The following is a 19,970-nucleotide window of genomic DNA, read 5'->3' as shown; positions in this document are numbered from 1 at the left end:
GCGGCATAAACTTATGAAAAACTCTACGCTCTGGATTGTACTATTGTCTGCAGCCACTGTTGGATGCTCGACGATGAAACAATCCGACACATCGCGGACTGGGCTGGAGCAGCTCCTGATTAGCAACGCAGTCGACCGATCCCTCGACAAAGTAGATTTCCGACCGATCGCCGGGGCGAAAGTGCACCTCAAAACAGAGCTGCTGGACTGCGTCGACAAGAACTACATCATCCTGGCTACCAAATCGCGATTACTCGCGTCGCAGTGCACATTAGCAGACAAAGCAGAGGATGCGGACGTCGTGGTCGAAGTGGCATCGGGAGGTGTCGGAACCGATCGGACCGAAACGGTCGTTGGGACCCCCGAAATCCCCCTCGGTGTGATGGGGAGGATTCCTAAAATCAACTTCTATGAACGGAACAAAGCGATGGGGACGGCGAAACTCTCTGTGCTGGCGACCGACATGAAGACCAAACAGCCGGTCATCAACACAGGATTCGCCTTGGCACGGAGCGATCACCAACATTGGTCCATGCTCGGTGCAGGCCCTGTTTTATCCGGGAGCGTCGCCGAACAGATCAAGGCCAACACCCATCAAGCGGACGGGTTGATGATTCCCACCCCTCCGCCCACGGCGAGAACAGCACAACGTTAGATCGCTCGCCGACTACTCGTTCATGACTTCGGCTTCGCGAGACTTGGCCAGCTCGCCGACGGAGTTCTCGTATTTCTTCGTAAGCTCTTGAATGTCTTCCTTGGCCTTGTCTCGATCATCTTCGCTGATCAACTTATCTTTTTCCTCGGTCTCCACCGCCTTGTTCGCATCACGTCGAACGTTGCGAATCGAGACTTTGGACTCTTCCGATAGATCCTTGATCCGCGCGACGAGCTTCTTGCGCACGTCGGTGCTGAGAGGTGGAATGTTGATTCGGATGATTCGGCCGTCGTTTTGCGGATTGAGGCCAAGTTCGCTCGCGACGATCGCCTTTTCGATGTCTTTGATCGTGCTCGGATCAAAGGGGCGTATCACCAACTGCTGAGGCTCCGGAGCCCCCACGCTCGCCAACTGTTTGAGAGGGGTCGCAGACCCATACACTGTGACTTTGACCGAGTCGAGCAAACCTGGGGTAGCTCGACCGGTGCGGATCCCAGCCAAGTTGTTTTTGAGAACACCGAGCGCTTTCTCCATGCGTTCTTCGGCGTCCAACATGATGTCTTCAACACTCATTTCGATAACTCCAGTTTCGATTGGGGATGACAGATTCAGGTAGTGAAATCAAGTTGCGTTGACCAAGATGCGTTCGCCGCTCGCACTGCGGGGGCTGATACGCGTCCCGACCTTTTGCCCGCTGACGGCCTTCACAATGTTTCCATCTTTCTTGAAGTTGAAAACAAGGATCGGAAGTTTATGGGTTCGGCATTGCGCGATGGCGGTCGAATCCATGACTTTCAAGTTCTTTTCGATGACGACATCGTAATCCAATTCGCGGTAGAGGATCGCGTGGGGATTCTTTTCTGGATCATCGCTGTAAACGCCATCGACCCGCGTCGCCTTGAGCACAATGTCGGCATCGAGCTCGAGCCCACGGTTGGCAGCGCAAGTATCGGTTGTGACGAAAGGAGCTCCGGTGCCAGCAGCCAAGATGACAATGCGCCCTTTCTCCAAATGACGAATCGCGCGTCGGCGAATGAAGGGTTCCGCTACGCCATCCATTTTGATGGCGGACATAACACGCGTCGCGCAGCCAATATTCTCCAACGCATCTTGCATGGCAAGTGCATTGATGACGGTGGCGAGCATCCCCATGTAGTGGGCGGTCGCCTCTTGGATCATCTCTCCGCTGGTCCCTTTGAATTGCGCGCCGCGGAGGATGTTTCCTCCACCCACCACAACTGCGATTTGACAGCCGAGCGCATGGGCCGCTTTGATCTGCTTGGCGATGGCCGTTACTTCGTCCATGCTGATTCCTCGCTCGCCGGAATGAGCAAGGCTTTCGCCGCTGAGTTTGAGGATCACGCGGCGGTAGGTTGGAGGATTTTTCTCAGGGGTTTCGGATTGCATGGTCACCAAACTAAAGTTCGAAAACAATTTCGCAAACGCGTATGATAACTAGAATTTGCTGTTCTAACGAGCCGGGCTCCCGTCGCCCCAACTTTGTTTAGAATGTCCGCCGGCGGAGCCGATGCGCCTCTCTCTCGGCTGCTTTCTCGTCCATCACCATAGCGAAATCCATCAAATCAATGCCAATCCAAGTTACTTGTCCCGGCTGCTACGCACGTTTTTCGGTCAGTGACAAATACGCTGGCAAGAAGGGGCCATGCCCCAAATGCAAAAAAGAAATTGTCGTTCCGGACAAGGCCCAAGAAGTTGTTATCCACGCGCCGGAACTAGCAGGCCCGAAGGACTCCAAAGGGGTCTCGGTTCTCAAGCCGATCAAGCGAAAAGAATTCGAGCTGACCAATTGGCAGCTGATGATCACCTCCGGACTTGCCGTGGTCACCATCATCGCCGCGATCTCAGCTCGTTTTGCATTCGATGTGGTTCCATGGTGGTATTTGGCCCTCGGCGTAGTCAGCTTGTCCTACCCTGTCGCTTGGGCGGGGTACGCATTTCTCCGAGACGACGAGCTGGGTGGCTACTTCGGAAAAGAACTTGCAATCCGATTGGGAGCTTGTTCTGCATTCTTTGCCTTGACCTGGGGGCTCTATTGGGGGCTAGCCTTTTACCTTGGAAATAAATCGCTCGCACAAGTAGATGGAATTTCGTTCGCGATTTTTCTGGCGATCATGCTTGGGGTCGGAGCGTTTGCCTCCCTCGCGAGCTTGGAAATGGAGTTCGGCCAAAGCTTGCTCCATTACGCGCTTTATCTGGGGATCACGATCCTCCTCGCCCTCACAGCCGGTGCGGAGATCGCGGAACCCCTTTCGGGAGGAGCCGCGAAAAATCCCTATGGCCTGCCATCGGTTCCAAAGCTACCGAAATAACGTTTAGGCTTCGCCGGCCAAGCGATTGGGGGGCAACGTCGGGGTCGTCGGCTTGGGAATATTCGTAGATGTTCCCGGTACCACACGAGGACCCGCGCTGGTGGAATCGATAATCCGCTTCAGTTCTTCGGACTCGATGACTTCCACCTCGATCAGTCTCAACGCCAACGCTTCGAGAGAGGCACGTCGTTCGGTGAGAATTCCACGGGCCCGTTGAATGGCTTCATCGATCAAGCGTTTGACTTCCTGATCGATCTCCCGCGCCGTTTGCTCCGAATACTCACGTCCAAAGGATTCCCCCGAAGAGGCGGCCAAGAAAGGGGAGCGATTCCCTTCGCGGTAGTTGATCCTCCCCATGCGGCTCATCCCGTATTCCATCACCATCCCGCGCGCGATCTGGGTCGCTCTTTCTAAATCGTTTTGCGCCCCGGTGCTGATATCGCGGAAGACGATTTCCTCGGTGATGGTTCCAGCGACCAGAACCTGCATCTGCGATTCCAATTCGGCTTGCGTAACCAAGTAGCGATCCCCTTCAGGTCGTTGCATCGTGTACCCGAGAGCAGCGATACCGCGAGGAATAATCGAGACTTTGTGAACAGGATCGGTATTAGGGAGTGAGTAGGCGACGAGAGCATGACCCGCTTCGTGGTAAGCGACACGGCGTTTCTCTTCTTCTCCCATGATTCGCTTCTTCTTTTCGAGCCCCGCAGTGACCCGTTCCACACCGTCGTTGAACTCCTGTTGCTCTACTTTTTCTTTTCCTTTGCGGGCAGCGAGCAAAGCGGCTTCGTTGACCAGATTTGCAAGATCCGCTCCGACGAATCCAGGGGTGATCGCAGCGACTTGTCGCAATTCGACATCCGTGCCGAGCTTTACGCTCTTCACGTGAACTTTGAGAATATCTTCCCGTCCCTGCTTGTCCGGCCGGTCGACCAACACGTTGCGATCGAATCTCCCGGCTCGCAACAAGGCTGGATCCAATGTTTCAGGTCGGTTGGTTGCGGCCATAACAATGACCCCTGCATTGGCATCGAATCCATCCATCTCAACGAGCAATGCGTTGAGGGTTTGCTCGCGCTCGTCATGCGAACCTGGGACATTCCCAGCACGACTCTTGCCCAAAGCGTCGAGTTCGTCGATGAAAATGATCGAAGGAGCCTTCGCGGTCGCTTGTTGAAACATGTCGCGCACGCGGGCTGCGCCGACACCTACAAACATCTCCACAAAGTCGGAACCGGAGAGGGAGAAGAAGGGGACCCCGGCTTCCCCGGCGATCGCTTTCGCCAAAAGTGTTTTTCCCGTGCCTGGAGGTCCGACCAACAGGACACCACGCGGAATGCGACCACCCAGCTTTTGATATTTCTCGGGATGCTTGAGGAAGTCGACGACTTCCCGTACTTCCTCGACGGCTTCATCGATCCCAGCCACGTCGTCGAAGGTGACGCCGATATCTTCTTGAACATACATGCGGCCTCTCGATCGCCCAAATTGCATCGGGGAATTGATGCCCCCAAGCCGCCGCATGACGAAAAAGAAGATGGCGGAAACGACGAGAAGTGGGAGGACGAAGAACATGAGAGACTGCGATAGCATGCTCGCCCCAGGAGCATTCGACCACGGGATGTTGGCGCGGTCCAGTTTCTCCCTCAGTTGCTTGTTCGTGAATTCCGAATTGTCTTTGACCGACTGGAAGCGGACTTTGGATTGGACAGCCCCCTCGACGCCGTCTTTATCGATAGGAATCCAATCGACAGTGCCGGTAACCGACTTCTCGTCGACTTGCACGTCGCGAAGATTCTTCACTTTGACTTTGCTCAGGCCGGTTGAGAGCTCCAGCTCGCCGCTCGCCTCGTCGACCAATTCGGTGGAACCGCGGGTCTGGTAACGCGTGTTTTCGATGAGCGCAATCAAGTCAGGATAACGAACTGCCCGGATCATCGAGTTCGTGACCAAGGTGATCGCGCCGAACAAGAACAGGATCGCCAGAAGGGTGTACATCAACCAAGGGCTCTGGGGAGGTGTCCCATTGGCAGATGAGGTCGGTTTCTTCTCCGGTTTTTGAGGGCTGCTCATGCGAAGGATCTGAGATGGAGTACGGGATGGCGCGGTTAGGAAACGGAGTAATTATGCGCCGCGGGGTAGGTCTGGGCAGGGTTTGGCGTTGAGGTTTTCCTGACTTCTCCCTAGAATCCGAGCGTTAAATCCATTGGCGGGAACGTTTTGCGACGGATAAAACGACTCTGCTGATTGTGCGTTCGAGGGATGGACTCCCGATAAATGGAGTAGTTTGCGGTGGGCCAAATTCGCAATGTTGCCGTTCTCGGCTCCACCGGCAGCATCGGTCGGGCTGCGTTGGATGTCTTGGATCGCCTTCCGGAAACCCACCGCACCGCCGCGATTTCGTGCCACTCCCAACTGGACCTTTTCGAATCTCAAATCGAACAGAGCCAGCCTCTCTATGCGGTAGTGACACAATGCAACTCATCCGCATCGAAGGATTGGCAATCCAAGACCAATCCTCGCTCCCCCAGCACGCGGCGATTCCTCGGTTCCGATGCGGTGACTGCTATCGTCAGTCGGCCAGAGATCGACATGGTCGTGGCCGCGATCGTGGGAGTGGCTGGATTGCAAAGCGCTCTGCGAACTGTCGAATTAGGAAAACGCTTGGCGCTGGCGAACAAGGAATCACTGGTCGTCGCCGGGTCCCTTATCATGGGGACGGCCAAAGCGACCGGGGCAGAGGTATTGCCCGTGGACAGCGAGCACAGCGCGATCTTTCAGTGCTTGCAAACCCGATGCTCCCCAAACGAATTGAAGCGAGTCATTCTGACCGCGAGCGGCGGCCCCCTTCGGGATTGGCCCTTGGATAAACTGGAGCAGGCGACCGTAGAAGACGCCTTGATGCACCCCACTTGGCAGATGGGCCGAAAGATCACCGTCGATTCCGCCACGATGATGAACAAGGCTCTCGAGGTGATCGAAGCCAAATGGTTGTTCGATTTGACTCCAGATCAAATCCATGTCGTGATCCATTCGCAGTCCATTATCCATTCGATGGTTGAGTTTCGGGATGCTTCGGTAATCGCCCAGCTCAGCCCCCCTGATATGCGACTCCCCATTCAATACGCCCTGACATATCCCCAACGAGCCCCTGCTTCCTCCCCTGCGTTCGACTGGAGCAACGAATGCCAGCTAAGCTGGAAACCGGTCGATCCCGAGCGATATCCCTGCTTGCAATTGGGATTTGAAGTCGCTTCTCGAGGGGGATCCTGCGGTGCTGTTCTCAATGCCGCCAATGAAGCCTGCGTCGAGCTGTTCTTAGAACGTAGAATTCGACTGACTGATATTGCTAAGATTTGTAAATCGATCCTTCACCATCATCACTACTCACCTTCACCGAGCCTCAGCGAACTCCTGGAATTGGATCGCTGGAGCCGGCTCGAAGTCCAACGTTGGATAACTTGATTCATGACAGACTTCCTGATTGCCAGCGACTCCCTCATCCACCTGCTGAACTGGACGCAGCCGATTTTCGCCGCGGAACCGACGTTGGTCGAGTCGTGGGGGACGTTCCTTTACAACATCATGCTGGTCGCCCTCGGACTAGGCTTTGTGATCTTTGTTCACGAGCTTGGACACTTCCTGGCAGCAAAAACATTTGGTGTTCAATGCGACAAGTTCTACGTCGGCTTTGACCCCCCTCTCCAAATCGGTCCGATTAAACTCCCGTCGAAGCTTTTTCATTTCCAGTGGGGTGAAACCGAATACGGAATTGGAGTGATCCCGTTGGGGGGCTACGTGAAGATGCTGGGGCAGGACGACGACCCTCGTAACTCTGCCGCCGAAGCAGCCCGAAGCCGCGAAGGCGTCGGACCAGACGGTGCACCGAAGCTCAATCCACGCTCCTATGCCGCCAAGAGCGTTTACGCAAGGATGGTGATTATTAGCGCTGGTGTGGTAATGAACTTGATCACCGGTGTCTTCATGGCTGCTATCGCGTTCTACGTCGGGGTTCCCTACGACGCGGCGGTAATTGGGACGGTCTTCCCCGGCGATCCAGCTTGGCACGCAGGCTTGGAGCCCGGCGATCGATTTGTAAAGGTCAACAAGAACGAAAATGACGAGCTCTCCTTCCGCGATATGCAGCAGTCCATCGTTTTCGCAGGTCTTCGCGATGCCTCCAAACCAGTGGCTATCGGAGTCGATCGAAATGGGGAAACCAAAGAATTTTCGGTAGTCGGTACCACCCATCACTCCGACCCGTCACGCGGTATTCAGATCCTTAGTCTCGGTATGCGATCGACATTCATCACTACCTTGTCGAGAACGAATCCTGTTTCCAAGCAATACACCGAGGACCCAAGTTACGAAGCCTCGAGCTTGCCCAATCTCCAACCGGGTGACATCGTCGTCGGTGTCAACGGCGAAACTCTCCCTGTATCCCGTTACGCTCCAGAACCGCTCGGCTATGAATTGGACAAGCGACTGGAACCAAGACACAACGAGACGGTCACCCTCAATGTGATGCGACTGAAAAACCCAGAGGATAAAAAGAGCGAAGAACGCGAGCCCATCGATGTCCCCTCTCCTCCTGTCGCCATGAAATCGTTTGGAGCAGGATTCCTCCCGACCCCAGTTGTCGCCGTTCGTGAAAACTCATTGGGCTTCCACGCCGGAATCGATGAAGGAATGAAATTGGTCTCGTGCGATGGGGAACCGATCGACGACGCATTCGCGTTGCTCTTGAAACTGAGCTCGAAATTCGGAAAAACGGCAACCCTCGAATTCGCAGATGCTACTGGTGAAAAGAAAAAGTTCGAATGGCAACTCCCCGACGCGTTTCCTGTCCCGTTCGCCGATGCCATGTTCGGTCCCACCGGACTGGAAATCCCCGGTACGGGGATCGTCTACGGCGTCAGCAATGTGATCGGCCGAATCGAACCTGGCATGCCTGCAGAAAAAGCCGGACTTCTGACCAACGATGTGATCACGCAAATTCGATTCAGCCCAGAAACAGAAGAGGAGCTGCAGTACTTTAAGAATGTTCTCCTTGGGGCGGAATCGCTGAAAAAGGCTCAGTTGGTTGACCGCGGCCGAAACATGCAATATTGGATCGGGACCTTGCAAATGATGCGCACGGGTCTTTCGACAGAGCTTCATTTCGAACGAGACGGCAAGGTCGATCGATGCAATGTCACCGTCGCGAAACACCCAACCCTCCATTGGCCCGATCGCGGTCTACAGTTCACCTCGCTCAAGAGGACGCATCAAGTCGACTCGGTCGCAGATGCGATGGGTTTGGGGGTCCATGAAATTGTTCGACGAGGTGGCAACGTTCTCGAGTTTTTAGAACTTCTCGTTCGTGGAAAACTCCCGTTCCGTGCGGTCGGCGGTCCCGGAGCGATCGCCATGGAAGCGACCGATGCGGCGTCCCGCGGCATCTCTCCTTTGCTGATGTTCCTGACGCTCCTCAGCGCGAACTTGGCCATTATCAATTTCCTACCCATCCCAGCTCTGGATGGCGGTCACATGGTCTTTCTCATCGCGGAAGCGATCCGAGGGAAACCTGTCGATGAAGAACTTGAAGGGAAGCTTCGGTTAGCGGGTGTGCTCGGATTGCTCTGCTTGATGCTGGCGGTGGTCTTCAACGACTACATCAACATCTCCCGGTTCTATCGAGGCTAGAGCAAGTGCTTCGCTTTGACTTCGAGATACTGATTCACCAGAGGTGACGTGAGAGCATCAGGGAACGCATCGACCGCAAGGATCCCTGCATTCTGAATCTTTTGAATCACATCGTTTCGCCAGATCAGTAGCTGTGCGGCTGCGGCGCTTCGGTACAACACGGAATCGTCCAAATTTGGATTGTCGGCGTACTCGAAGACCGCTCGGTCACGAAGCAAACAGAGTAGCGGCAAGTGCTTTCCACGGAGGGTTGTGAGATAACCTGTGATCTGCGCCGCAGAAACATCGTCGATCACGCTGGTCAACAATACGACAAGCGATCGTTTCCGACACGTTTTGGAAAAGTGCAGAAAAGCTTCGTTGTAGTTGGTCTGCAGAAGGGAAGGAAAGCGATCGAAGCTGGCGTGAAGCAATCGATTCATTTGCGACGCTCCCCCACGAACGGGCACGTAGGACTCCATCCGATCGGAAAAGCACATCAACCCAACGGAGTCGCCCTGGTGCAACGCGACGTAACTGAGCATCAGCATGGAGTTCAGCGCATAGTCGAGCAAACTCAGGCCTCGATATTCCGCAGTCATCAGCCTTCCGCAATCCACCAAGAACACGATGCGCTGGCTTTGGTCGGTCTGGAATTGCTTGACAGTGAGCTTGTTCCGTCGGGCGGTTGACCTCCAATCGATGTGTTTGTAATTGTCGTCTTGGGTGTAATCTCTCAATCTTTCGAAATTGTTATCCTGCCCCGCCTTTCGTGTCTTTCGGACTCCGATAAGACTCAATCGATTGGTGCGTGCCAGGATCGCGTACTCCGTCAACTGTTTCATGTCCGGGTAAACATGCAGATCGCCCGGCAGAGGTTTGCGAAGATTGCGCGTCCACAATCCAAATCGACTCAGCAACTGAAAGTAGACGAACTCAAATCGATAGGTACCTCGTCGCTTGGGTGTCAGCTTGTAATCGATTTCCGTTCGCTTTCGAGAATCCAGGCTGAATCGGTGGACTTCCGGCTGCGCTCGGAGTTCGCTGGGGAGATCGTCTCGCAACGCGATCCGCTTCCTACGATCGCTTCGGTTCTCTACGAGCAATTTCACGGGATGCGTCCCGCCGAGCGACGCGCTCCGTACCATTTGACGCTCGACCCGAATCCCGCTCTGGCTTGTGATTGTCAACAGATCCAATACCACCAAAGCGATCGCAACTAAATCCAGGACGACAATAAAGTGGCGATAGAGGGGATCGATCGCGACCAGAACAGTCGCAAAGGACAAGGGGATGAGAAACCACAACCAACGCAAGGTCGGGAAAATTCGCCAGCCCCATGCCAAGACCAACAAGGGCAAAAGGAGCAAAGCGAGTCCGATCCAAGGTGCCCAAAACAAATAGGAACCGACAGAGTCGTAGAGTTGTTGAGCGTCGATTGTCTGGTCCACGGGATCTACAACCTGGGAACTTCGATTCCGCGCAAGAGAGAGCTGAGTTCGGAATCGACTAGCAATCCCTCCACTTCGGCTTCCGCACTCATCACCACGCGATGACGTAACGCCGGGATAGCGATCTCGACCACATCATCGGGGACTGCATAATTGCGACCTCGAAACGCAGCGAGCGTCCTCGCTCCTTGAACGATCGCCAACCCTGCTCGCGGCGATGCACCCATGTGAAAAGTCGGCCAACTCCTGGTGGAACGGACGATGCGGTTGATGTAGGCAAGCAGCTTGGGCTCGATGCGAACTTCGGAGTTGGCTTTCATGATCTGGAGAATCGTCTCCGCGTTAGTGACTTGCCGCACCTCCTCTCGGAGTACCGCTCCTAAATCGACTTGCCGCGAATGCAGGTCCAAAATCCGAGCTTCCTCGGCTTCTCCGGGGTAGGAGACAATCGCTTTAAACATGAACCGATCGAGCTGCGCTTCCGGTAGGGAGTAAGTCCCTTCGCTTTCAATCGGGTTTTGAGTCGCCATGACTAGGAAGGGTCTTGGGACCGGATGGCTAACTCCATCGATCGTCACCCGATACTCTTGCATGATCTCCAGAAGAGCAGCATGCGTTTTTGCAGGGGAACGGTTGATTTCATCCGCCAGCAAGAACTGCGTGAAGACCGGACCTGGACGGAATCGAAAGTCCTGGGTCTTCAAATCCAATATCGGAGCACCGGTGATATCGGAGGGCATCAAATCCGCAGTGAACTGGATCCGGCCGAACTGACAACCGAGGACTCGCCCCAATGTCCGGACAAAGAGGGTCTTTCCAAGCCCCGGTACCCCTTCGATCAAAACATGCCCGCCGGAAAACAACGCGACAAGCGAGACCGTTACAAGCTCCTCTTGCCCTACGAAAATCTTGCTGATTTCCGCCATCGCCTCTTCAAAAAGCGTTTGCGTTGGCGTCATCGGGATCGCAGGAATCGGAGCGGGCGAAGCGAGCTGGCTGGGCGAAGCGGCCGCGCGGGCTGGCTCGCCACTGGCAGCTGCGATAGGAACAGATTCACCTGGATGGGAAACAGATTGCGAATCGGAATGGCTTTGACTCATAGTAACCGTTGGGCAGGGGCTTTTAGAAGAACGCCCCAATGATAACCGGAGCTTTCGTGCGAGGGGCAGTGCCCTCGATAAAAAAAGTGAAGAGCCTTCGCCACACAGTAATGCCGGATGGACCGTAAAAATGCCCTTCACCTCCAACGACACGAAAGCAACATGGTATGCAACAGGGTATACTGTGCTTCAAATCATTGTTCTCGTCGCGAGCCTCCCGATTCCGTTCTGAGATCCATCCTCTCTCCGTTCCTGTCGCTGCCATGAATCACCTCTCCATTTCGTATCGCGATCACCGCGCGCCGCATTCGCATCCCCAGGCCCGAACGATGCTCCATCGCATCGGGCTGACTCTATGGTTGATAGGAATGTTGGTGTGGGGATTCAGCACCACAACGTTGCCGGTCCTAGCGCAATCCTCGAAAGAGTCGGAACATCCCGATCGCGTGCGGCAACAAGACGTCCCTGCCGGTGAAGTGAAGAAAGGTGTCTTCGAGACGAGCGAAATTTATCCCGGCACACAGCGCGACTTCAGCGTTTACATTCCGAAGCAATACGACCCATCCAAGGCCGCTGCGTTAATGGTCTTTCAAGATGGACAGAACTACGCGAATCCCGATGGCCCGTTTCGCGTCCCTGTCGTCTTCGATAATTTGATCCACCAAAAGGCCATGCCGGTCACGATTGCCGTCTTTGTGTCCCCCGGGACGGTGAAAGGAGCTTTGCCAAATGCGAAAGATCGAAGCACGCGTTCCTTTGAATACGACTCGATGGGAGATCGATATGCACGCTTTTTAGTCGACGAGTTGCTCCCGGTCGCGCTCAAGGATCTCAACGTCAGCAACGATCCCAAGGAGCGGGCCATCGGCGGTATCTCTTCGGGAGGCATCGCTGCCTTCACCGTCGCTTGGGAACGCCCGGACCAATTTGGGAAAGTTCTCAGCCACATTGGTAGTTACACCAATATACGGGGAGGATGGGCCTACCCAGGCCTGGTCCGCAAAAGCAAACGCAATCCCAAGCCGATCAAGGTCTATCTTCAGGAAGGCAAAGACGATCTCAATAATCTGTTCGGAAACTGGCCCTTGGCCAATCAAGATTTGGCCGCGGCCTTGCAATTCGCAGGCTACGAACACCGATTGGTAATGACGGAAGGTGGACATAGCGGAAATTGGGCCGGCAAAGAACTACCGGAAGCCCTGCGATGGCTCTGGTCGGAGTCGATCTCCCCCAAGACCGAGACGGGTGCCAACGAACCAACGGCTGCACCAGAGAAAACAAAGTGGGAGCCCCATCCTGACGCTGTCGTCAACGACAAAGTACCTACGGGAACCATGGAAAAATTCCCGTCGTTCGAATCAAAGATTTTCGAAAACACGGTGCGAGATTGGGCGATTTATGTCCCGGCGCAGGTCAAACCGGATGTACCCTCGGCGGTGATGGTTTTTCAAGACGGCCACAGCTACATGGACACCAAAGGACGCTGGCGCGTTCCAGTGGTCTTCGACAATCTGATCGCCAAAGGGGAAATGCCACCCACGATCGCCGTCTTTATCAATCCAGGTCACGACTCGCGACGCGCGAAGCCCGACTCACCTTGGCGAGCTTCGAACCGCGGCTACGAATACGATAGTTTGGGTGACCGCTACGCTCAGTTCCTGCTGACGGAAATTCTCCCTCAGGTAGAAGCGAAGTACGCGCTGTCCAAGGATCCTGAAATGCGTGCGATCTGCGGCGCCAGCTCCGGCGGCATTTGCTCGTTTACCGTGGCTTGGGAACGCCCTGACCAATTCCGAAAAGTTCTCTCCACTATCGGTAGCTTCACGAATCTTCGAGGTGGAAACGTCTATCCTTCGCTTATTCGCAAAACCGAACCCAAACCAATTCGCGTCTACCTCGCTGATACCAGTGGCGATCTCGACAACCCGTTTGGCAACTGGCCACTTTCGAACAAATTGATGCACTCTGCACTGGCCTACATGGGATACGATGTTCGGTTGGATTGGGCAGAGGGCTTCGGCCACAATGCCGACCATGGAGGAATGCTGTTTCCCGACGCGCTCCGATGGTTGTGGCGCAAAGATAAGCATGAACCCAATTGGAATACAAAAGACGATCTCAAGGGTGACCTCACTCTTCTCAAACTCCTGGATCCCAATCGCGGGTGGGAAGTGGTCGCAAAAGATCTTGGATTCGCCGACGCTCCCTGCGTCGACCAACAAGGGAACTTTTACTACTCCGATATGCGAGCTCCCGCGATCTATCGCGTTCGAAGCGGAAACGGAGAGCAAGAACTGATTGCCAAGGAAGCAGTCAGCGGATTGGAATTCGCCCCAGACGGAAAGCTCTACGGCTGCCAAGGCTCCAAGAACCGCTTGGTTTCCATCGATCCAACCAATGGGCAAGTCTCGGTGGTCGCAACCGAGGTAACACCCAATGACTTGGCAATCGCTTCCAATGGCTTCGCGTATATCACCGAAACAAAGGAAGGTCGGATTACAAAAATCGAACTGACCACCGGTAAGGTTTCGATTGCAGATACGGGTATCAATCGCCCCAACGGAATCGCTGTCTCTCCAGATGGAGGAACGCTCGCCGTTTCCGAATATGGTGGCAAAACAGTTTGGATGTACCGGTTGTTAGCCAATGGGGACATCGATAGCAAGATGCCTGTCATGGAGCTTCGAGCACCGATCGATTCCAAGGGAGACTTTGCATTCAATGAACCTCCTCCCTACCTCCCCGCGACAGGTGGAGACGGGATGGCTGTCGATCGAGTCGGTCGCTACTACGTTACTTCGAACTTGGGAGTTCAAATCTTTGACCCCACTGGACGCTTGTGCGGTGTCTTGCCCAAGCCGATTCAAGACGCGCCACTCACCAGTTGCGCCTTAGGTGGTCCTACAGGCAATTGGCTATTCATCACCAATGGAAGCACAATCCTCCGACGACCCTTGACGTTGGAATAGCGGAAACGAATTGCCGTTCATCCATCTTTCGTATTCGCTCCTCCGAGACCTTGATCGTGCCTGCAACCGTACGCTTAGAAATCTCCCCCCAAGGCGCCGAGCCAACGCGCGATGCGTTGCGGAATTTGGACCGCGAGCAGGAGCATGAGGTTGAAATCCATGGGAAGACCGCCCAGCCCTATCTGCTCAGCGGCTATCGGCTGCGTGGGCATTTGAAGGTCGCAGGAAGCGTTGGCGACTTTTGCTTCATGTCCTTCGGAGAATCTGAAGGAATCATCGAGGGGAACGCAGGTGACTACTTGGCCCATTCGATCCATTCTGGCGCCTTATTCGTCCATGGCGATGCAGGGTCAGGATTGGCGTCGCTCGGTCAAGGGGGGCTTGTCTCCGTCTACGGAAACGCCGGCGCACGCGTCGCGTTGGGTATGCAAGGTGCCGACGTTGTCATACGTGGGAACGCGGGCTCGTTTTGCGGGCTCGGAATGCAAAGCGGATCGATCGTGATCGGTGGGAACGTCGGCGAGGAAATGGGCAAGGGAATGAGAGGGGGCATCATTTACGTGCGCGGGGAAGTCCAATCGATCAGCTCGGACATCGAGGAAGTTCGCATGCGAGAGCCGGATAAACTCAAAATTGGACTTCTCATGCTCAAAGCAGGAGTCAATGCGACCGGTAAAGAATTTAAAGTCTTTCGGCCAGCCCATTAAACAGTCAGCCCACTCAAGCCTACTGGGGAGTGGTATTGCGTCGAAGCACCCATTCCTCCTGCACACTACTTCCTGCCCAAGATGCGATCGAGCGAATCGGAGGTTTGCCAAATGAGCGCCTCGGGATAGTGTTGGTAGGGATGGAAATACTCAAAAGTGAGATACCCCTCGTAGCCGACTTTCTCCAACGCGTCGGTCACAGCAGGCCAGTTGGTCGTTCCGTCCAACAAGGGGCGAAATGTCTCGAGCGAATAGTCGGTCCCTTTCTTCGTGAACTCCTTCAGATGGACGTTTTTGGTTCGCTTGCCCAGGATTTGAGCCCAATGCTCGGCGTGCTGGAACATGGAGATATTGCCTGTATCGAAATGCACTTGGACATAGGGGCTACCGAAACTATCGACGAATTGATTCATCTCCATGGGGGTCATCAAGTAACCGTTGAAGAAGATGTTCTCCATGTTCAAATACGTTTTTGTTCTCTCTGCTTGCTTGACCAATTGGCCTATCGCATTTTTCGCTCGTTCATCGCACACGTCATTTGGAACAGGTTCATGATCGTCGCGCCATGGGATATGAACGGCGCCTGGGACCACCAATACATTTTCCACACCCATGTCCGCTGCGGCTTGAGCAATCATCCCAGCAAGTTCGATCCCTCTATTGCGTTTCGCAGGATCGTTCGATGACAAGGGATAGGGCCAGAAAAGAAAGGAACAGAGACCGCTGATTGCAATGCCAATCTCATCCGCCATGCGTCGGATCGCCGCGAACTCCTTGGCAGTTCCCTTCGGTGAAAGATCGTTTTCTAAATCGTAATTGAGTTCGATCCCATCGAAGCCTGCATCTTTCGCCAACTGCATGCACTCGCGGAGATTCATTCGCTGAGGGTAAGGGAAGGCCCAAAGATTGATCGACTTCTTCATCTTGTATCGCTTGGGGGATGAACGCCTAGCATCCTCCGCCGCGGGTGCAACTGCAGGGGATGCATGAACAGGCTCAAAAGCAAGCGAAGACAATCCAATTCCGGCCATCGTTGCGAGCAACGCTTCCCGGCGGGGAATCGATACGGGATCTTGCGGATGCATGGTGCTTTTTCTCTCGTAGAGAAGGAAGGAGTGACAAGCAGGGGAAGCGGACCATCTGAGTCTACCTCGACTGGATTCTACTTCGTTTGTTCGATGTCGTGGTCCGGCTCAGATGCAATTGCGCCTTGGCTCGCAACTTCTTACCAGTCCCAAACCAAGAAGTCTCTCGCAAAGGCGCGAAGATCGCAAAGGGAACACAGTAGATGATCAGGTGATGAAGAGAGAGGATGGTGGAGGATGACGGACTGCGAAAAGTGATCCGATACCAATCCCAAAACGGACCTTAACCCGTTGAATCCCCTCCTTCACTCCCTCTCCCATCCTTGGCGCCTTAGCGCCGTGGCGCGCAACCTCCCACCAGTCCCAAACCAGGAAGTCTCTCGCAAAGGCGCGAAGATCGCAAAGGGAACACAGTAGATGATCAGGTGATGAAGAGAGACGATGATGGAGGATGACGGACTGCGAAAAGTGATCCGATACCAATCCCAAAACGGACCTTAACCCATTGAATCCCCTCCTTCACTCCCTCTCCCATCCTTGGCGCCTTAGCGCCGTGGCGCGCAACCTCCCACCAGTCCCAAACCAAGAAGTCTCTCGCAAAGGCGCGAAGATCGCAAAGGGAACACAGTAGATGATCAGGTGATGAAGAGAGACGATGATGGAGGATGACGGACTGCGAAAAGTGATCCGATACCAATCCCAAAACGGACCTTAACCCGTTGAATCCCCTCCTTCACTCCCTCCCTATCCTTGGCGCCTTAGCGCCGTGGCGCGCAACCTCCCACCAGTCCCAAACCAAGAAGTCTCTTGCAAAGGCGCGAAGATCGCAAAGGGAACACAGTAGATGATCAGGTGATGAAGAGAGACGATGATGGAGGATGACGGACTGCGAAAAGTGATCCGATACCAATCCCAAAACGGACCTTAAACCATTGAATCCCCTCCTTCACTCCCTCTCCCATCCTTGGCGCCTTAGCGCCGTGGCGCGCAACCTCCCACCAGTCCCAAACCAAGAAGTCTCTCGCAAAGGCGCGAAGATCGCAAAGGGAACACAAACGGAGTGCAACCCCTCTCTTTTCTTTGCGCCTTGGGGAGAGATTCAAGCCGCAGCAAATTCGGAAACAGCTATACTGTTCGCGGTGGTACGCGAAGGGAATGGAATTCGCGAGCACCGCATCACAGATCGAAGTCTTGTACATAGCGACGCCATGATTGAGCTGCACGATTTTGGAAAAGATTACGGAGAGTTTCGAGCGGTCGATTCGATCACGATGAAGATCGACGCAGGGGAACTCTTTGGATTCATTGGTCCCAACGGCGCTGGCAAGAGCACGTCGATTCGATTCCTGGCAACGCTGCTGAAACCAACTCGTGGCGATGGCTCCATCAATGGCTTTAGCGTCAATAAAAACCCGATGGATGTTCGCCGAAGTATCGGCTACATGCCCGATGACTTCGGTGTTTACGACGGCATGAAAGTTTGGGAGTTTCTCGATTTTTTTGCCGTCGCGTACAAGATTGGACGCACACAACGCAAACAGGTGATCGGCGATGTACTGGAGTTGCTTGATCTCACGCACAAACGCGACGACTACGTCAACGGTCTATCGCGAGGGATGAAGCAACGTCTCTGCCTCGCGAAGACATTGGTGCATGATCCCCCCGTTTTAATCTTGGACGAACCGACCAGCGGTTTGGATCCCCGCGCTCGCATTGAAGTCAAAGCGCTGCTTCGGGAACTGAGAAAGATGGGGAAAACGATTTTGATCAGCAGCCACATCTTGAGCGAGTTAGCAGACTGCTGCACTTCCATCGGCATCATCGAGCGAGGCCAACTCTTGATGCACGGTCCCATTGAATCGGTCTATCGCAAGATCCGTCGAAACCGGATTGTCGAAGTTCGATTTCTTGAGAATCAAGATGCAGGGCTGTCGATTCTTCGCAGCGAGCCGACGCTCCGAGGCATCGACATCGATGGCAATCGCGCGACTGCTGAGTTCGAAACCGACGATGCCGGACTTGCCGATATTCTTACACGACTTGTTCATGGTGGTGTGAAGATGAAGTCGTTCAACGACAAAGATCCGACGCTCGAAGATGTCTTCATGTTGGTGACCAAGGGACTCGTCGCTTAAACCGCAAACTCGATACGATCCGCACGATTCCCCTCCTCGGTGCAGTCAATTGCCAGCATTTGGTGCGATTCTGTTTTGTTCAGCGAGAAAACCAACCGATCTTCCACATACCGACGATCTCTTTTTACCTCGCGCACCGAGAACTTTGCATGCCACGTCAATCTGGGCCCGCTCTAGATTCGGAATCCAATGCAGACACTCTGCGAATAAAACCATCGCAAGCTCAGTCTGGATCTCGAGCGTTGGGAGAGTCCGAAGATCGTCTGTTGCGGCAAATCGAAAGCACGGAACTCCTTCTTAGTGAAGCCGCCGAATCGCATGCGAGTGGTCCGACTTCATCCGTGGACACCCCGCAGCTGACGGTCGTGATACCGGCGTTTAACGAACTGGCGACGTTGAGTGAAATCGTGGAGCGAGTCTGTCGATTACCAATCACGAAGCAAGTGATCGTTGTCGACGACGGCAGCCTCGACGGTACTCAGCAACTCATCCGCGACTTGGCCGATCGTTTCCCAATCGAACCGATCTTCCACTCGATCAATCAAGGCAAAGGGGCGGCCATCCAGACCGGATTCGCCGCCGCTCGCGGGGAGATCGTGATTGTCCAAGACGCGGACTTGGAATACGAGCCGGAGCAGATCATGCAGGTCATCGCTCCGATCCAAAATGGGGACGCGACCGTCGTCTATGGTTCACGTTATCTCTCCCCAGAAAGTCATCACGACTCGTGGATCCATCGATTGGGAAATCGCGTTCTGACTGGTCTGAGCAATATTGCCAGCGGCCAGAATCTGACCGATATGGAGACTTGCTATAAGGCATTTCGGCGAGACTTGTTGCAATCGATCCACATCGAGCAACGCCGTTTTGGATTCGAACCCGAAATCACTGCCAAGCTTGCTCGGCGCGGCATAGCCATTCGCGAGGTTCCGATTCGCTATCAACCTCGGTCCTGGGACGAAGGAAAAAAGATCGGCGTTCGCGATCTGTTCAATGCGCTCTGGTGCATCATTCGTTATCGATTTGGATAGCGACCCAATCGAGCTCCCCAGTCAAGCTACCCAGTGGCCGGCTACCAACGGGAAAATAGACGCTTGCTGTTGGACGCCGTGATAGCGCGCAGTTCCGACAGATCGAGCGACTTGGCTTCCGCGAGCACCTTCGCGGTGTGCACCAACCAGCTTGGTTCATTGGGCCGTTTCGAACGATGGGGTTCTGGACTCAAATAGGGTGAGTCGGTTTCGAGCAACAAGCACTCGACGGGGATCTGTTTCGCAACCTCTCGCAATTCCTGCGACTTTTTGTAGGTCAGCATACCTGCGAAGCTGATAAAGAGTCCCATCTCCAAGCATTGCATCGCAGCAGCCAAAGATCCCGCGAATGAGTGCATCACACCGTTCAATCTACCGTAGGCATATTCAGCCCTCAAAGCCGTGAGCATTTCTTGTTCACACTCCCGCATGTGGATGATCACGGGTAATCCTGTCCGTCGGCTCAATTGCCAATGGGATTCAAAGTTTGCCTGCTGGATTGCGAATGGGCAATCGTCCCAATATTTGTCGAGTCCTGTTTCGCCTAATGCGACGACGAGCGGCTCCGCAGTGAGGGATTCGATACGCTCCCAATCTTCGGGCTTCGCTTGGTGCGCATAGTTCGGATGAATCCCGGCGCTGCATCGAATCATCGGATGGGTTTGTGCGATTGCCAAGCACTCCACGGAGGTTTCGCCATCCACGGCCACGCAGAGAATGCCCTCCAAACCATTCGACTGCGCCCGCTGCAGTACGTCTTCGAGTTGGCCTCGCAAGGTTGGCTCCGCGAGATGCGCATGCGTATCAAACCATCCCATCGCCACCTCTGTCCGACCGTGAAAG

The 19,970-nt window shown here is 54.5% G+C and carries 15 protein-coding genes; 8 read left to right on the top strand and 7 right to left on the bottom strand.

The window, feature by feature from the left end:
- Window positions 1-13: 13 nt before the first annotated feature.
- Complete coding sequence (locus tag SH467x_RS15950; RefSeq protein ID WP_482368099.1) at window positions 14-655, top strand: DUF6655 family protein; 642 nt, start codon at window positions 14-16, stop codon at window positions 653-655.
- A 12-nt stretch (window positions 656-667) separates the two neighbouring features.
- Here the strand turns inward: SH467x_RS15950 and frr are convergent, their stop codons facing one another.
- Together frr and pyrH are read right to left on the bottom strand one after the other, a co-directional pair.
- Entirely contained in the window at window positions 668-1,228 is a 561-nt protein-coding gene (frr, locus tag SH467x_RS15945; RefSeq protein WP_482368098.1) for a ribosome recycling factor, read from the bottom strand.
- Window positions 1,229-1,276: 48 nt separating this feature from the next.
- Window positions 1,277-2,062 carry a UMP kinase gene (pyrH, locus tag SH467x_RS15940; protein WP_482368097.1) on the bottom strand — a complete coding sequence of 262 codons (786 nt, stop codon included), beginning with the start codon at window positions 2,060-2,062 and terminating at the stop codon, window positions 1,277-1,279.
- 179 nt (window positions 2,063-2,241) lie between these two features.
- Here pyrH and SH467x_RS15935 point away from each other — a divergent pair, with 179 nt between their 5' ends.
- Window positions 2,242-2,985: a hypothetical protein gene (locus SH467x_RS15935; RefSeq protein WP_482368096.1), complete on the top strand. Its 744-nt coding sequence runs from the start codon at window positions 2,242-2,244 to the stop codon at window positions 2,983-2,985.
- Window positions 2,986-2,988: 3 nt separating this feature from the next.
- Here the strand turns inward: SH467x_RS15935 and ftsH are convergent, their stop codons facing one another.
- Window positions 2,989-5,058, bottom strand: coding sequence for an ATP-dependent zinc metalloprotease FtsH (gene ftsH, locus SH467x_RS15930; protein WP_482368095.1), 2,070 nt, complete (start codon window positions 5,056-5,058; stop codon window positions 2,989-2,991).
- 219 nt (window positions 5,059-5,277) lie between these two features.
- Here ftsH and dxr point away from each other — a divergent pair, with 219 nt between their 5' ends.
- Together dxr and SH467x_RS15920 are read left to right on the top strand one after the other, a co-directional pair.
- Window positions 5,278-6,450, top strand: coding sequence for a 1-deoxy-D-xylulose-5-phosphate reductoisomerase (gene dxr / locus SH467x_RS15925; RefSeq protein WP_482368094.1), 1,173 nt, complete (start codon window positions 5,278-5,280; stop codon window positions 6,448-6,450).
- A gap of 3 nt (window positions 6,451-6,453) precedes the next feature.
- Window positions 6,454-8,670 carry a site-2 protease family protein gene (locus SH467x_RS15920; RefSeq protein ID WP_482368093.1) on the top strand — a complete coding sequence of 739 codons (2,217 nt, stop codon included), beginning with the start codon at window positions 6,454-6,456 and terminating at the stop codon, window positions 8,668-8,670.
- Here SH467x_RS15920 and SH467x_RS15915 read toward each other — a convergent pair.
- Together SH467x_RS15915 and SH467x_RS15910 are read right to left on the bottom strand one after the other, a co-directional pair.
- The gene (locus SH467x_RS15915) at window positions 8,667-10,100 is read right to left on the bottom strand and encodes a DUF58 domain-containing protein (RefSeq protein ID WP_482368092.1); all 1,434 of its coding nucleotides are present in this window, start codon (window positions 10,098-10,100) and stop codon (window positions 8,667-8,669) included. The genes SH467x_RS15920 and SH467x_RS15915 overlap by 4 nt on opposite strands.
- A 5-nt stretch (window positions 10,101-10,105) precedes the next feature.
- Window positions 10,106-11,200 carry an AAA family ATPase gene (locus SH467x_RS15910; RefSeq protein ID WP_482368091.1) on the bottom strand — a complete coding sequence of 365 codons (1,095 nt, stop codon included), beginning with the start codon at window positions 11,198-11,200 and terminating at the stop codon, window positions 10,106-10,108.
- Window positions 11,201-11,568: 368 nt separating this feature from the next.
- Here SH467x_RS15910 and SH467x_RS15905 point away from each other — a divergent pair, with 368 nt between their 5' ends.
- On the top strand, window positions 11,569-14,169 hold the full coding sequence (locus SH467x_RS15905; protein WP_482371384.1) for an alpha/beta hydrolase-fold protein: 2,601 nt from the start codon (window positions 11,569-11,571) through the stop codon (window positions 14,167-14,169).
- Window positions 14,170-14,225: 56 nt separating this feature from the next.
- Window positions 14,226-14,876: a GltB/FmdC/FwdC-like GXGXG domain-containing protein gene (locus SH467x_RS15900; protein WP_482368090.1), complete on the top strand. Its 651-nt coding sequence runs from the start codon at window positions 14,226-14,228 to the stop codon at window positions 14,874-14,876.
- A gap of 65 nt (window positions 14,877-14,941) precedes the next feature.
- Here SH467x_RS15900 and SH467x_RS15895 read toward each other — a convergent pair whose 3' ends face one another.
- Window positions 14,942-15,961 carry a sugar phosphate isomerase/epimerase family protein gene (locus tag SH467x_RS15895; protein WP_482368089.1) on the bottom strand — a complete coding sequence of 340 codons (1,020 nt, stop codon included), beginning with the start codon at window positions 15,959-15,961 and terminating at the stop codon, window positions 14,942-14,944.
- Window positions 15,962-17,169: 1,208 nt separating this feature from the next.
- Between SH467x_RS15895 and SH467x_RS15890 the strand changes: the two genes are divergently transcribed.
- Together SH467x_RS15890 and SH467x_RS15885 are read left to right on the top strand one after the other, a co-directional pair.
- Window positions 17,170-18,096, top strand: a complete 927-nt coding sequence (locus SH467x_RS15890; RefSeq protein WP_482371383.1) for an ABC transporter ATP-binding protein — start codon at window positions 17,170-17,172, stop codon at window positions 18,094-18,096.
- 149 nt (window positions 18,097-18,245) lie between these two features.
- Window positions 18,246-19,127, top strand: a complete 882-nt coding sequence (locus tag SH467x_RS15885) for a glycosyltransferase family 2 protein (protein WP_482368088.1) — start codon at window positions 18,246-18,248, stop codon at window positions 19,125-19,127.
- A gap of 41 nt (window positions 19,128-19,168) precedes the next feature.
- Here the strand turns inward: SH467x_RS15885 and SH467x_RS15880 are convergent, their stop codons facing one another.
- Complete coding sequence (locus SH467x_RS15880; RefSeq protein ID WP_482368087.1) at window positions 19,169-19,945, bottom strand: TatD family hydrolase; 777 nt, start codon at window positions 19,943-19,945, stop codon at window positions 19,169-19,171.
- Between the last annotated feature and the right edge of the window lie 25 nt (window positions 19,946-19,970).

The sequence above is a fragment of the Brakhagea slesvicensis genome (assembly GCF_052161625.1).
Taxonomy (GTDB): Bacteria; Planctomycetota; Planctomycetia; order Pirellulales; family Pirellulaceae; genus JBKCUI01.
This window is presented reverse-complemented; position numbering and strand designations above follow the sequence as displayed.